14 protein-coding genes and 1 pseudogene are annotated in these 14597 nt (G+C 43.4%); 9 read left to right on the plus strand and 6 right to left on the minus strand.

Annotation, left to right across the window (positions count from 1 at the left end; translation table 11 throughout):
• Positions 1–103: 103 nt before the first annotated feature.
• Positions 104–415: an ArsR/SmtB family transcription factor gene (locus tag OS173_RS08895; protein WP_267183929.1), complete on the plus strand. Its 312-nt coding sequence runs from the start codon at positions 104–106 to the stop codon at positions 413–415.
• A 97-nt stretch (positions 416–512) separates the two neighbouring features.
• Here the strand turns inward: OS173_RS08895 and radA are convergent, their stop codons facing one another.
• Entirely contained in the window at positions 513–1877 is a 1365-nt protein-coding gene (radA, locus tag OS173_RS08900; RefSeq protein WP_267183930.1) for a DNA repair protein RadA, read from the minus strand.
• Positions 1870–2091 carry a glutaredoxin family protein gene (locus OS173_RS08905; RefSeq protein ID WP_267183931.1) on the minus strand — a complete coding sequence of 74 codons (222 nt, stop codon included), beginning with the start codon at positions 2089–2091 and terminating at the stop codon, positions 1870–1872. The genes radA and OS173_RS08905 overlap by 8 nt, the downstream gene beginning before the upstream one ends.
• 14 nt (positions 2092–2105) lie before the next feature.
• Here OS173_RS08905 and OS173_RS08910 point away from each other — a divergent pair, with 14 nt between their 5' ends.
• The 6 genes from OS173_RS08910 (at position 2106) to OS173_RS08935 (ending at position 9478) form a co-directional block, all read left to right on the plus strand.
• Positions 2106–3482 (plus strand): L-serine ammonia-lyase, encoded by a 1377-nt coding sequence (locus OS173_RS08910; protein ID WP_267183932.1) that lies wholly within the window; start codon positions 2106–2108, stop codon positions 3480–3482.
• Positions 3483–3561: 79 nt separating this feature from the next.
• Entirely contained in the window at positions 3562–4785 is a 1224-nt protein-coding gene (locus tag OS173_RS08915) for an alginate export family protein (protein ID WP_267183933.1), read from the plus strand.
• Positions 4786–4919: 134 nt separating this feature from the next.
• Positions 4920–5354 (plus strand): c-type cytochrome, encoded by a 435-nt coding sequence (locus tag OS173_RS08920; protein WP_267183934.1) that lies wholly within the window; start codon positions 4920–4922, stop codon positions 5352–5354.
• Between the two features lie 12 nt (positions 5355–5366).
• A complete protein-coding gene (locus OS173_RS08925; RefSeq protein ID WP_267183935.1) occupies positions 5367–6776 on the plus strand; it encodes a cbb3-type cytochrome c oxidase subunit I in 1410 nt (469 codons plus the stop codon).
• A gap of 54 nt (positions 6777–6830) precedes the next feature.
• Positions 6831–7643: a CbbQ/NirQ/NorQ/GpvN family protein gene (locus OS173_RS08930; protein WP_267183936.1), complete on the plus strand. Its 813-nt coding sequence runs from the start codon at positions 6831–6833 to the stop codon at positions 7641–7643.
• 2 nt (positions 7644–7645) lie between these two features.
• Positions 7646–9478, plus strand: coding sequence for a nitric oxide reductase activation protein NorD (locus OS173_RS08935; RefSeq protein ID WP_267183937.1), 1833 nt, complete (start codon positions 7646–7648; stop codon positions 9476–9478).
• On the opposite strand, the gene OS173_RS08940 is transcribed toward OS173_RS08935, so the two are convergent.
• From OS173_RS08940 to recQ, 3 genes and pseudogenes are all read right to left on the minus strand, one after another.
• Positions 9467–10543 carry a 4-phosphoerythronate dehydrogenase gene (locus OS173_RS08940; protein ID WP_267183938.1) on the minus strand — a complete coding sequence of 359 codons (1077 nt, stop codon included), beginning with the start codon at positions 10541–10543 and terminating at the stop codon, positions 9467–9469. The two genes, OS173_RS08935 and OS173_RS08940, sit on opposite strands and share 12 nt — an antisense overlap.
• A 21-nt stretch (positions 10544–10564) precedes the next feature.
• Positions 10565–10855, minus strand: coding sequence for a helix-turn-helix domain-containing protein (locus OS173_RS13475; RefSeq protein WP_456085711.1), 291 nt, complete (start codon positions 10853–10855; stop codon positions 10565–10567).
• Between the two features lie 36 nt (positions 10856–10891).
• Positions 10892–12679: pseudogene (gene recQ / locus OS173_RS08945) on the minus strand (DNA helicase RecQ); the annotation flags it as partial.
• 129 nt (positions 12680–12808) lie between these two features.
• On the opposite strand from recQ, the gene OS173_RS08950 reads away from it, so the two are divergent.
• Both OS173_RS08950 and OS173_RS08955 read left to right on the plus strand, forming a co-directional pair.
• A complete protein-coding gene (locus OS173_RS08950; protein ID WP_267183940.1) occupies positions 12809–13069 on the plus strand; it encodes a hypothetical protein in 261 nt (86 codons plus the stop codon).
• 66 nt (positions 13070–13135) lie between these two features.
• Positions 13136–13549 carry a Slp family lipoprotein gene (locus tag OS173_RS08955; protein WP_267183941.1) on the plus strand — a complete coding sequence of 138 codons (414 nt, stop codon included), beginning with the start codon at positions 13136–13138 and terminating at the stop codon, positions 13547–13549.
• A gap of 5 nt (positions 13550–13554) precedes the next feature.
• Here the strand turns inward: OS173_RS08955 and OS173_RS08960 are convergent, their stop codons facing one another.
• Positions 13555–14595 (minus strand): glycosyltransferase family 9 protein, encoded by a 1041-nt coding sequence (locus tag OS173_RS08960; RefSeq protein ID WP_267183942.1) that lies wholly within the window; start codon positions 14593–14595, stop codon positions 13555–13557.
• Positions 14596–14597: the final 2 nt, after the last annotated feature.

Consider the following 14597-nt stretch of genomic DNA (forward strand, 5'->3'; position numbering starts at 1 on the left):
TTCTAAATGGACTTGAGACAGCGCATTATAAATAACAAATGTTTGTCAAAGTGATGTTTTTAAGGCAAAATAAACGGGCTAATAAATCTAAGGAACTAATAATATGTCAAAATCCATGAACGCGATGGTCGAACACTCAGCTTCGGCATCAGAATTACTGAAATTAATTTCTAACCAACAACGGTTGATGATTTTGTGCTTATTGCATGATAACGAAATGTCCGTTGGCAAACTTAATGAACATTTACCGAGTTTATCGCAATCAGCCCTATCACAACATTTGGCTCAATTACGTAAAGCTAATCTGGTAAAAAATAAGCGTCAATCGCAAACCATTTTATACTCATTAGCCGACAGTAAAGCACTTGAAGTTATTAACCTATTACATAAACTGTATTGTGAGCCCAATAAATAAAGCAGCGTAAGCACAATCAGATGACTGGGGGGGGGGAACCGCCTGCACCGTACGGTACAGGGATGGTAAACGCAGACTTGAAACAAGCAAAAAGGCATTAAATCAAATCCAGGACCTCATTAACTTCCGAGACTGTTATTACTTTCATCCCCAAATTTTTGGTCCACTGACCGGCATTGGCTTTGGGAATAATGGCTGTTTTAAATCCGTGTTGTGAGGCTTCCTTAAGGCGATCTTCGCCGTTTTGTACCGGTCTGATCTCCCCGGTTAAACCCACCTCACCAAAAACCACAGTTCCCGCCGGCAAGTAACGGTTTTTAAAGCTGGATAAAATGGCCATTAAAATGGCTAAATCAGCAGCCGTTTCTGTGATTTTAATGCCACCGACCGCATTCAAGAAAACATCATGATCATGAATCGATAAACCACACATCCGGTGCATCACCGCCAACAACATGGCCAATCGGTTGTGTTCCAAACCCACTGATAACCGACGTGGATTACCCAGTGGACTTTGATCCACCAGCGCTTGAATTTCAACCAATAACGGCCGCGTCCCTTCACGGGTTACCATCACCACAGAACCGGGTTTATCGGCTTTATGTTCGCTTAAAAAGATCGCGGATGGATTATCAACTTCCCGAACGCCTCGCTCAGTCATGGCAAAAACCCCAATCTCATTAACTGCACCGAAGCGGTTCTTTAACGCACGCAACACCCGAAAACGGCTATTACCATCGCTTTCAAAATATAAAACTGTGTCAACCATGTGTTCTAAAATCCGGGGTCCGGCTATGCTGCCATCTTTGGTGACATGACCCACTAAAATCACGGTGATTTTATGTTGTTTAGCCATTCTCACCAGCTGAGCGGCAGTTTCTTTCACCTGTGAAACCGATCCCGGAATTGATGTCAGCTCTTCACTGAACAAGGTTTGAATGGAATCAATCACCACCAAGTCTGGGTTTTGCTGTAAAACCGTTGCCATGATGGTTTCTAATGAAGTTTCGGCCATACAAGATAAATCATCCACCATCAGTCCCAAACGATTGGCACGCATCGCTATTTGTGCCAATGATTCTTCACCGGTGACATATAAAGGGTTTATAGATTGTGTGATGTGTGCGGTTACTTGTAGCAATAAGGTGGATTTGCCAATACCGGGATCACCTCCCAATAAAATCACTGAACCCGGGACCAGACCACCACCTAGCACACGATCGAGTTCTTTTATATCCGTGGCTGTACGTGCTTGTTTTTCAGTACTAACCTGACCTAACTTCTGAATTTTATTGTCGCCCGAATAATTGGCATAACGGTTACTTTTACCACTGCTGGTGGTTTTGGGTATTTTTACCTCATCTATGCAATTCCATTGCTTACAGGCAGTGCATTGTCCGGCCCATTTGTTGGTCACATGACCACATTGATTGCAGACGAATTGTAATTTTTCCTTAGCCATGAGCGAACTCCCAAACTGAATCTGCAGTAAACGGCCAATCAAGCTCTGCTAAGCCGTTAGATAACACCGGCACCCGAATATGATATGTCTTGATTAATTCTTCTGAATCATCAATATCGACCACTTCAAATGTAAATCCTTCAGCCACTAATAATTCTTCAGCAAACTCGCACAAAGGACATTCTAATCTACTATATAATGTAAGTTTTTTCATGGGTTTAGTTTATCATGGCTGTTAGTATTTTTGACTTGTTTAAAATTGGTATCGGTCCTTCAAGTTCTCACACCGTCGGCCCAATGCGGGCTGCACATTTATTCACGCAGTACCTGCATAATCATGATTTAGCCACCAAAACACATCATGTGGTTTCTGAATTGTACGGCTCATTAAGTCACACTGGGCGCGGCCATGGCACGGATAAAGCCATTATCCTAGGCTTATCCGGGGAACAACCGGATACCGTGGATCCTGATAATATTCCAACTATACTGGAAACCGTTAAAAACACCCAACAAATCATCAATCAAGATTTGAACTTGGTTTTTAAAGACAAAGACCACCTCAAATTCCACAAACGCAAAAAGTTGCCGCTACATACCAATGGTATGCAATTTACCGCTTATGATAAAGCCGGTAACGAACTGGCTCAAAAAGCTTATTATTCTGTGGGTGGCGGGTTTGTGCTGTCTCATAACCACATGCAGGAACAACATATTATGGAAGACAATTCCGCTGTGCCGCATCACTTTGAAAGTGGCGATCAGTTGATTGAAATTTGCAACCAAAAGAACCTGACCATTGCCGAAGTCATGTATGCCAATGAGGAAACCTGGCGTAGTCGATCCGAAATCGATCAACAGCTAGATACCATTTGGCAAGCCATGGAACAGTGTATGCAACGCGGTTTTATCACGCAAGGAACCTTGCCGGGTGGGCTCAATTTACCCCGACGTGCCTCAAAACTATACAGAGAGTTAAATAAAAAAACTGCCAAAGATTTAGCAGACCCCCTCACTGTATTAGACTGGGTCAGTGTCTATGCGTTAGCTGTCAGTGAAGAAAACGCCGCCGGCGGACGTGTGGTTACAGCGCCCACTAACGGTGCAGCCGGCATAATTCCTGCGGTCATTTATTATTACCTTAACTTTGTTACTGACAGCAATCAACAAGGTATCCGTGATTTTCTATTAACCGCCGCGGCTGTGGGTATTTTATATAAAACCAAAGCCTCCATTTCCGGTGCCGAAGTCGGCTGTCAAGGTGAAGTGGGCGTCGCCAGCTCCATGGCTGCCGCCGGACTTGCTGCGGCTTGCGGTTTAACCATGGACGAAGTGGAAAATGCCGCAGAAATTGCCATGGAGCATAACCTTGGTTTGACCTGTGATCCCATTGGCGGTTTGGTACAAATCCCCTGTATTGAACGCAATGCCATGGGTTCAATCAAAGCCATCAGTGCTTTTCGAATGGCTGACCGTAATGAAGGCAGTCATTATGTCTCCTTGGATAAAGTCATCAAAACCATGAAAGCCACCGGTGACGATATGAAAGACAGCTATAAGGAAACCTCTCGCGGTGGCCTGGCGGTTAATATCATTGAATGTTAGGCAATTGATTTATATCAATGAAATTTATAAATCCTAAACCTATACTTGCATTTGATTCCTTATCCAGCAGGTTATGCCCATGATTAGCATTAAAAAATCCCTATTGTCATCAGCTTTATTGGCCGGTGCTTTAACCACTGCACCGTTGTCTATACAGGCAGCTGATGAAACGCAATCAGACAATAAAGGCGAAGCCAGTTTGTCTTTCCGCTATCGTTATGAGTTAGTCGATCAGGCAAATTTCGCCAAAGATGCCAACGCCTCAACCCTTCGTACACGACTCAATTACAAAACTGCCGATTACAATGGCTGGCGTTTTTTTATTGAGGCCGATAATGTCACGGAAATTTTTGGCGACCACTATAACGCCGGTGCCGGCAATACCCCAAACCGCACCCAATATCCGGTGGTTGCAGATCCCACAGGCACGGAAATTAACCAAGCCTGGGTGAGCTACCAATTTAATGATAAGGCGACAACAAAATTAGGCCGGCAACGTATTTTATTGGATAACCAGCGTTTTGTCGGCGGTGTCGGTTGGCGTCAGAATGAACAAACCTATGATGCCCTGTCCTTTGACTTCAAGATTGCCGACAGTCAATTGTTTTTGGCCTATATCGATCATGTTAACCGGATTTTCGGTGAAGATGTACCCGCCGGAGACCATGACAATAAAACCTTATTAGGTAATTGGTCCAAAACCTGGGCGGCCAAACATCATGTAAAGGTTTATTATTACGGTATTGAAAACAGTGATGATGCAACTTTTTCCACTGATACATTGGGGTTTGGCTATAACACCCATTTTGATATCGGTGCGCAAAAGTTAAAAGTCGGTATTGAATACGCCAGTCAATCAGATGCCGACAATAATCCGGTTAATTATGATGCCGACTATCTTCGCTTTGATGTTGCTTTAAGCTTTAATAATGGCGAGTTTTTTGCCGGTTATGAAATGTTAGAAGGCAGTGACACACAAGCGGGTGCGGCTTTTAGAACCCCCTTAGCGACATTGCATGCTTTTAACGGTTGGGCGGATCAATTTTTGAGCACACCGGATGTCGGTATTGTCGACACCTTTATCGGGGTTAAAGGCTCAATCAACGGATGGGGTTGGCAAGCCAAATACCACCAATTTGATTCAGAAGCTGGCTCAGGCCAATTGGGAAGTGAGTTTGATGTATCGTTGTCCAAGAAACTCGGTCAAAAAGCCGATCTTTTATTGAAAGCGGCCGATTATTCAGCCGACACCCACAGCCAGGACACTCAAAAGGTCTGGCTGATGTTTAGTTATCGTTTGTAAATTTAGTTTCGGACAGAACATTGACCCAGATCAATGAATAAGTGACCCTAAATAACTAAAATGCCTACGATTAAACCACAGCCCTGCCACTTAACACGGCAGGGCATATCGTTAACGTAAAAAAAGAGAATCACATGAAAGATTTATTTACCAAAAGTGTTGCCAGAAACATTTATTATGGTGGATCCCTGTTTTTCATTCTGCTGTTCTTGGTGCTGACTTTTGATACGCACCAAAGAATTCCGGCGACTGATAACAGAGAAAACCTGACAGAAGAAGTGTCACACGGCAAACGCCTGTGGGAAGAAAATAACTGTGTGGGTTGCCACACTTTATTGGGTGAAGGTGCCTACTTTGCACCGGAATTGGCCAATGTCTATGACCGTTTTGGACAAAGCACTGAAGCCATCAAGGCCTTTATCATGAGCCGCCCACCAAACGGTATACCCGGCAGACGTTCCATGCCCCAGTTTAACTTTACCGATGCAGAACTCAATGCCTTAGCAGAGTTTTTAAAATATGTTAACGGTATTGATGCGCAAAACTGGCCACCCAACATTCAAGGATAACGGAGTTAAATTATGAAATATCAATCTCAAGCAGTGTCAAAACTGTATTTTAACGCTGCCATTGCCTTGTTTGTCGCGCAGATTATTTTTGGTGTTATTTTAGGCTTGCAGTATGTCATCGGTGACTTTCTGTTTCCTTATATCCCTTTTAACATTGCCCGAATGGTGCATACCAATCTATTGATTGTTTGGTTATTATTCGGCTTTATGGGCGCCTCCTATTACATGGTTCCCGAAGAATCTCAACGGGAATTACATTCGGTTAAACTAGCCAAAATCCTGTTTTGGATATTCTTTATTGCCGCGGCTTTAATCGTACTCAGTTATTTGTTATTGCCTTATCAACGTCTGGCGGAATTAACCGGTAACTCATTTTTACCCACCATGGGTCGTGAGTTTTTAGAACAACCCACAATCGGTAAAGTCGGAATCGTTATTGTCTGTTTAGGCTTTCTTTATAATGTCGGCATGACCATCATTTCCGGCCGTAAAACCGTCATTAATGTGGTGTTACTCACCGGCTTGGTTGGTTTAGCCCTGTTATTCTTATTTGCCTTTGTTAACCCTGAAAACCTGGTTCTTGATAAATATTACTGGTGGTGGGTTGTGCATTTATGGGTAGAAGGTGTCTGGGAATTGATTCTGGCCTCGTTACTGGCTTTTGTATTGATTAAAACCACCGGTGTTGACCGTGAAGTGGTTGATAAATGGGTTTATATTATTGTCGCCATGGCATTAATCACCGGCATTATCGGTACCGGCCATCACTACTTCTTTATGGGTGCGCCAAGTTATTGGCTTTGGTTAGGTTCGATATTTGGTGCTTTAGAACCCATTCCGTTCTTCCTGATGACCCTGTTTGCCTTTAATATGGTGAATAAACGCCGACGTATTCATGCCAACCGTGTCGCAGTCCTATGGGCATTGGGCACCGGTGTCATGGCCTTCTTAGGCGCAGGTGTCTGGGGCTTTTTACACACCCTGGCGCCAGTTAACTACTTCACCCATGGTACGCAAATTACCGCTGCTCATGGCCACATGGCCTTTTACGGTGCCTATGTGATGGTGGTGTTGGCGATAATCTCTTACGCCATGCCAAAATTACGTGGTCGAGTTGCTAACTCTAATAAAGCGCAAGTGGTTGAAATGTGGTCCTTCTGGTTAATGACCATTTCCATGGTATTTATTACATTGTTCTTAACCGCTGCCGGTATTGTACAAGTCTATCTGCAACGTATGGGGGACCAACCGCTTCCTTATATGGTTGTTCAAGATAAACTACAGTTTTTCTACTGGCTGCGCGAAGGCGCGGGTATTATCTTTTTGATTGGTTTGCTGGTTTATTTGAGCAGCTTCCTGATTAAAGGTGAATCTGATCAACACATTGATGTGTCCCATAAAAATCCGGCCATCAAATCATAACGCAAACCCTTACACGGGCGGCTCAATCAGCCGCCCTCTTTTTTGACCCATACTATGACTAATACGTCCACCTTAGAAAAATCCACTCCATTAAATTATTACCAAGAACAAAACAATGAAGTGGAACTGTTTGAATCTGCCTGGCATAACCAATTGCCAGTGTTATTAAAAGGCCCTACAGGCTGCGGTAAAACCCGATTTATCCAGCACATGGCAGAAAAACTGGGGCGCAAGCTTTATACCGTTGCGTGTCATGAAGATTTAACCGCTTCTGATTTAATTGGTCGTCACTTAATTGGTGATGGCAAAACCTACTGGCAAGACGGGCCCTTGACTCGTGCAGTGCGAGAAGGCGCTATCTGCTATTTAGATGAAGTGGTGGAGGCCCGTAAAGACAGTATTGTTGTGATGCACCCGTTAACCGACGACCGGCGTATTTTACCCATCGATCGTACCGGCGAATTATTACATGCGCCACCTGAATTTATGCTGGTGGTGTCTTACAATCCAGGTTATCAAAATTTACTCAAGGGCATGAAACCGTCAACCAAACAACGATTCATGTCAATGAGCTTTGATTACCCGAACAAAGAACTTGAAGCCGAAATTGTCTCAAAAGAAGCTGGTGTTGACTTAGAGCTTGCAAAATTATTGGCTCGTTTGGCCAGCCATATCCGTCAACTAAAAGACCACGACCTGGAAGAATCAGCCTCCACCCGCTTATTAATTTATGCCGCCACCTTAATTAAAAGTGGCATTCCTGTGTCTGATGCCTGTCGCGCCGCCATTGCTGAACCACTCAGTGATGACATTGAAGTGGTTGAGGCATTAATGGAAGTGATGAATGCCCAACTGGGCGATGATTAGATATGGAAGAATGGGTTGGTGTTAAATGGCACCATTACATAACCAATAAAAGCACCATTCGCTACCGCGAGGCTGCTGTAAGCTTAAAAGATTTTGGCAAACGTTTGGCTGTGTATTTTCGGGCTTTAGGCGGTGATCCTGGTTTAAGTCTTGCTGAAACCTCTGATTACATCCATTCTGCTCACCGTACCTTTCTTCAAAAAATGGCCGGCTCCGGTGTAAAGCAAGCCCTGCCCCATTTTCATAACGAATACTTTTTTTTACCCAATCAAATTGACTGTTTTCCGTCAAAAAAATCCAACGAGGCGTTGTATTACTGGCTAACCGCTTTGGCCAGCTTAAATCACACACCCCATAAAAATCACTGGATTAAACACAACCAATACCTGAGCCAACAAATATTAAAACAATGGCCGGGACTACGGGCTCGTTATAAATCTTTATCGCGTTTACAGTTAAAGCACCGTCCAAAAATAAGCACCCTGCCTAAAAAACTGCAAGCAGTGGAACGTGCCATTCAACAAGTTATTGCAGATCCTTGGTGTGAAAACGACATTGAAGTCGGCCATGATGTTCAGTCTTTACCGGTTATGCTATGGCTATACCCATCACCGATTAAAACTGTCGCAGAACGTCGTGATCAGCAGGATCAGGATGAACAAGATCAGGAACAAAAATTGGCCTCCAAAAATCTTGGCGACAAGAAATACAAAGCGGAACAAATGGATGACCGCGATCCCGGTGATGGTCTTATTGCGTTTCGCTTAGAAAGCCTGTTTACCTGGTCTGAATTTTTAAATCTTGATCGCTCTGAGGAAGACACTGACGATGAGGATTTACAAAGTATTGCCGATGACCTCGATAAAATCACTGTTAGCAGTGGTAAGACCGCCAGCAAGGTTAAATTAGATTTAGATCTGCCCTCAGCAGAATATGACGATGTGGTGCTAAGTGGCGGGATATTATTGCCCGAATGGCATTATAAAAAAGAGCAATTGATTGAACAGCAGTGTGCTTTACAAACCATGGCCCTAAAAATCACCGAACCGGCACAATGGAGTGAGCAAACCCAAAAACAGGCAAGAATCCTGAAACGACAATTTGAGTCGCTTAAACCCGAAAGAAAATGGCTTGATCGACAAGAGCAAGGTGATGAAGTTGACTTAAACAGTTTTATGGAATTTAGTGTTCAACGGTTTATGGGGCGCGGTACCACTGATCCTAATTTATACCGACAACTACATCAGACCAATCGTGATTTATCGACCCTTTTGTTAGCAGACTTGTCATTATCCACCGATGCTTATATATCCGGTGATCGTAAAGTCATTGATGTTATTCGTGAATCTTTATATATATTTGGGGAATGCCTGAGTGCCGCCGGAGAACGTTTTGCCATGACCGGTTTTGCATCTAAATTACGCAGCCACGTTCGCTATTATCAATTAAAAGGTTTTGATGAAGATTATGACGACACAGTGCGTAATCGAGTTTACGCCATTAGGCCTAATTTTTACACCCGCATGGGTGCGGCGATTCGCTACGCCACCAAACAACTGGCAGTTCAGAAAACCGGACAAAAATTGTTATTAATTTTAACCGATGGCAAACCCAACGATTTGGATCAGTATGAAGGTCGTTATGGTATGGAAGATACCAAACATGCCGTCAACGCCGCCAGAAAAGAAGGCTTGGTGCCATTTTGTATTTCCGTTGATATTGAACCTCATGACTATTTGTCCTATATTTTCGGTGGCCAATCCTTCGTCCACATCAAACATATTGAAGAATTACCCAAAAAATTACCTTTGCTGTTTTATCAATTAACCACTTGATGGCAGTGGTGCCAGAAACTCATGCCGCGTGGGATAACTTTTTCGCAATTTATCAAAAGAATCCGGTAATTCATCAACCACACTTCGCAAAGCCGTATCATCACGCACTATCGGGTAATAATATTGCAAACGAGCCAACAAATCATCATTTGGATGCGGCACCCAGGAATCACTAACTTGTATTCTCTTATCTAAATGAGTGCTATTCACTGAAACATTAAAGCGTTTTGCTAAGGCCTGACAAAGCATCTGCGTAGCTCGCCATTTCCCTTCAATGGCATAACCGGCAATATGCGGTGTTGCCAATAAACAGTGCTGCATTAAATCAACATTAATCCGCGGTTCATTCTCCCAAACATCCAATACCAAAGCCGGAGATGCCGAGTTATTTTTCACATGAGCTAAAGCCATTTCATTGTCTAACACAGCACCACGGGCACTGTTAACCAGCAATTGATCTGTCTTTAAGGACGACAAAAAAGACTGCGTAATCATGTGCTTAGTTGGCCATAAGCCGGTGTCAGTTAACGGTACATGAAAGCTGATAACATCAGCTTCAACCATGTCTTGTAGCGGATAAAAATTCAGTTCGGGTTGTTGCGCTTGTCGTGGCGGATCACATAATAAACAACGCACACCCATTTGCTGAAGATACGTCTGTAACAACCCACCAATGCGACCAACCCCAACAATACCAACGGTTAAGTCTTGAAAAGATTTTTTATCTTGTTGTAACCAGTATGCCATGGCTGCCAACACGTACTCAACCACCGACTGTGCATTACTGCCCGGGGCGTAAGCAAAGTCGATACCGGCATGATGCAAATAATCCCTATCAATATGATCCAAACCGATGGTGGCAGTACCGACAAATTTAACCGATGTACCTTTTAGTAGGTCCGCATTGACTTGTGTAATTGAGCGCACCAATAAAATGTCGGCCTGCTGCACATGACGGTGTTGAATTTCCCGACCGGGAAGATAAAGAATATTCACGTCATGAGGTAATGCCTCATCTAAACCGGGAATGTTCTCATCAGCAACGACGCGCAAAGGTTGAGTCATTATTAAATGTGGTCTGCCAAACTATTCCAGTTCCGCCAGCACACAACGCAAAACACCGTAATCATACAAACCATCTAAGGCATCAAACACCGGTTTTAGCTTTTTATCTTCCATATAACCGGTCATTTCCGCTGTTTCTTCGATGTAATCGATTTCATTGTCATCTAATTCAGTGACCTCTTTACGATCAACCAAGCCAGCTGCAATGGCCTGCGCCAAATGGGCATAAACCGTTTTCGTGTTTAGATCTAATTTTTTTGCCACTGCATCAACCGACTTTAACTCCAGAAAGTGATCTAAAGAAACATTCACCTCATCATCGAGTCGATTATCCAATTTTTCAGGTAACGGATTGTCTTTAATGACTTTTAGAAATGCCTCACCATATTTAGCCAATTTATATTCACCAACACCGGAAATATACATGAACTTTTCACCTTCAACAGGTCGTTTTCTAATCATTTCTAACAAAGACGCGTCACTAAAAATCACATAAGGCGGTACCCCATGTTCCGCCGCCAAATCGGTGCGTAATTTACGTAGAGCATTCCATAAGATGGTGTCGTGACGACCCAGTTCCAGCTTGTCGTTTTGTGTGGTCTTATTTTTGGCTTTAACCACATCCCGCAAATAAAAGGACTCATCACCTTTTAAAATGGGCTTGGCTTTTTCATTGAGTTTTAAAGCCCCGAATTGATCATCCACCTCAACATAACCAAGACTGATAAGTTGTCGATAAAGACGGCGCCACCAGGTTTTCGGGTGGTTTTTACCAAGCCCAAACAGTTTAAGTTTATCGTGCTTAAATTCAGCGATACGCGGTTCTGATTTATTACCTGTTATGACATCAATAAGGTACATGATACCAAACCGTTGATCGGTTCGATAAATCGCCGACAGGGCCATTTGTGCCTCAGTGCTGGCATCTATTTTTTCAGGTGGATTCAGACAATTATCACAATTACCACAGGGTTCAGCCAACTCTTCACCAAAATAACGTAACAAGGTTATGCGTCGGCACTCCAATTGTTCACATAAATCAACCAAAGCATCCAGCTTATTATGCAGCACATTTTTATATTCATCACCGGCCTCAGAGTCACGAATAAATTGACGTTGCATAACCACATCCTTATAGTTATACGCCATCCACGCATTGGCTGGCTGGCCGTCTCGACCGGCACGGCCGGTCTCCTGATAATATGACTCAATGTTCTTGGGCATACTAAAATGCGCCACAAAACGCACATCCGGCTTATCAATACCCATACCAAAAGCGATGGTGGCGACGATAATGACGCCCTCTTCCATTAAAAATCTTTTTTGATGTTTGGCTCTGACCCTGGCTGATAAACCGGCATGATAAGGTAAAGCGGTGCGTCCCTGACCGGTTAAATAATCAGCCACTGACTCAACTTTGCGCCGAGATAAACAATAAACGATACCGGCATCTTCAGCATGGTTTTGACTGATAAATTCCCACAGTTGTTGCTTGCCACGGTCCTGTTCTTCAATGGCATAACGGATGTTCGGACGGTCAAAGCTGGAGACAAACAGTTGCGCATCCTGCAGGTTTAGCTCATTGGCTATTTCATCACGCACGCGCTCATCAGCTGTCGCCGTTAAAGCAATCCGAGGAACATCAGGGAATTCTTGACTTAACACTGATAACTGTTGGTAGTCCGGACGAAAATCATGTCCCCACTGAGACACACAATGCGCCTCATCAATGGCAAATAAAGCCAATTTAATGGTTTTCAGAAAAGCCAACATATCATCATTTGCCAACCGTTCCGGTGACAAATACAACATATCTAACTTGCCGGAGACTGCCTTGTCCTCAATGGCTTTCACTTCCGCAGCAGATAAAGTTGAATTAATATACGCAGCCTCTACACCCAGTAATTGCAAGGCACTGACCTGATCTTCCATCAAGGCAATTAACGGTGAAATCACCACCCCCACACCCGGCCGCACTATCGATGGTATTTGATAACATAAGGATTTGCCACCACCGGTGGGCATCAAAACCAAGGCATCTTTACCATCTAAAATAGTGGCTACAATATCTGCCTGGTGGTTTCGGAAATCACTGTAACCAAAGGTTTCGTTTAATATTTTTTTTGCTCTGTTCATCTCTATTATTTTAGATTAATACACGTCATAGAAGCAAGTACTCCAATCACAATAAAAATTAATCATCGATTCTCACTTTTTGCGACATGAGTGGTTTTAAATAAAGACTCATTCATGCAATAACTTTTAATGATGATTATATTTGAACGTTTTTATCTTTACAGCCTTTTGATTCTTATGGTGCTGAGCGCATTATTGATATTTAAGCCGATTATATTTGTGTTTATGGTGGCGGGTACGCTAATCAGTTATGGTGGCTATTGGCTGATAAAGCATCCGGCATACGGACAATTGTTGGCACGGGTGTTGGCTGAATGTTTGGGTTTAATGCTCATGCTGGCAATATTTGTCAGTTTAATGATGCTTTATGGACAACTCATCCGCGTTTAACGCGACACAGTTCAGCTTATGTTTAAACACATTGGTTATAATAATCTTTATTTTGCTAAGAATACGATGATCAAATCACTTTTGCTTGTTTTAACGTTAAGTTTATCGGCTTGCGTGCAACTACCCAAACCGCTGCGAGGTGACTACAGCACCATGCCACCACAACAATACCAGCAAACCCCCGTCACAGACTTAAGGATTCGTTGGACCGGCATTGTTATTGACGTTGAAAACAAACCTGATCACAGCTGTTTAACAGTGATGGCGAAAGTACCCAACGAGTACGGTCGACCCTCCTATCAAAACCGTGTTGATTTAGGTCGATTTATTGCCTGTAAAAACAAATTCCTTGAGCCGAAATATTTTCAAGACCGTGCCATTACCGTCACCGGCCAGGTGAAACGTCTGGTGGTTAAGAAAATTGATCAATTGGATTATAACTACCCGTTGGTTGACGCCAATGTTATCTATGTCTGGTAAAGCAGTCAGTTCCCTAATACACGATCAACCTGAGACATAACTTCAGTCACCGTTATCAAATCCATGGCACCGGGAAACTCAGTTTTGGCGCCCCATTTAACCTGCTCCACTGGTTTATTTAAAAACCGCTGACAGGCTTCGGGGTATTTATTGACCGACAGCTCAGGAAATTGATAACTACCCGACCGCAGCGGATTACTGGCAGCCATTAAGCCAATCACCGGTGTACCGACAGCTCCGGCGATATGCAAAGGCCCTGAATCCGGTGAAATCACCAAATCAGCTAAAGTCATCAAAGCCCATAATTGTTTCAAACTGTCTTCACCGGCGATATTATGCACAGGTGACTGACATTGGGATTGAATGTCTGCCACAAAAGCCTTCTCTTTAGCAGCCGGACTGCCTGTTAATATAATATGGGCGGAATATTTTTGATAGCAGGCATCAATCAAATCCGCATAACGTTGCACTGACCAATTCCGTAACACATGACTTGAGCAAGGGCTGATAACAATGTTTTTACAATCAGAATTAATTTGCCGCTGCGCCCAAGCAAGATCCGAGTCACTTGTCGGCATCGACCAATCCATCAATGGTTGACAACCTAAATATCTCACAAACTGCATAAAACCATCCAACACATGATAACGGGGTAAAGGCGCAATTCGCTCATTAACCGCTAAACCATGCAACTCTTTACTACGCGCTTTGTCATAACCAATGCGTCTTTTGGCAGGGATAAAACGTGACACCCAATTGGCTCGAAAAGACAATTGCATTTGTAAAAGCACATCAAACTTTTCACCACCCACAGCTTGTCTTAAGCTTTTAAGGCTGGACCACATTTGGTTTTTATCAAAGACAATAAATGTCACTCCGGGCAAACCGGCCAGTAATTTATGTTCCAGACGACCAATCACCCAAGTAATTTGAACACCCGGCAAACACGCTTGCAGGCTTTTCACCACTGGGATAACATGGGTGGCATCACCGATGGCAGAAAGTCGAAAAATACAAATAGATTTAACTGCTTGGTTTGTTGTCATCG

The sequence above is a fragment of the Marinicella gelatinilytica genome, assembly GCF_026410405.1.
GTDB lineage: Bacteria > Pseudomonadota > Gammaproteobacteria > Xanthomonadales > Marinicellaceae > Marinicella > Marinicella gelatinilytica.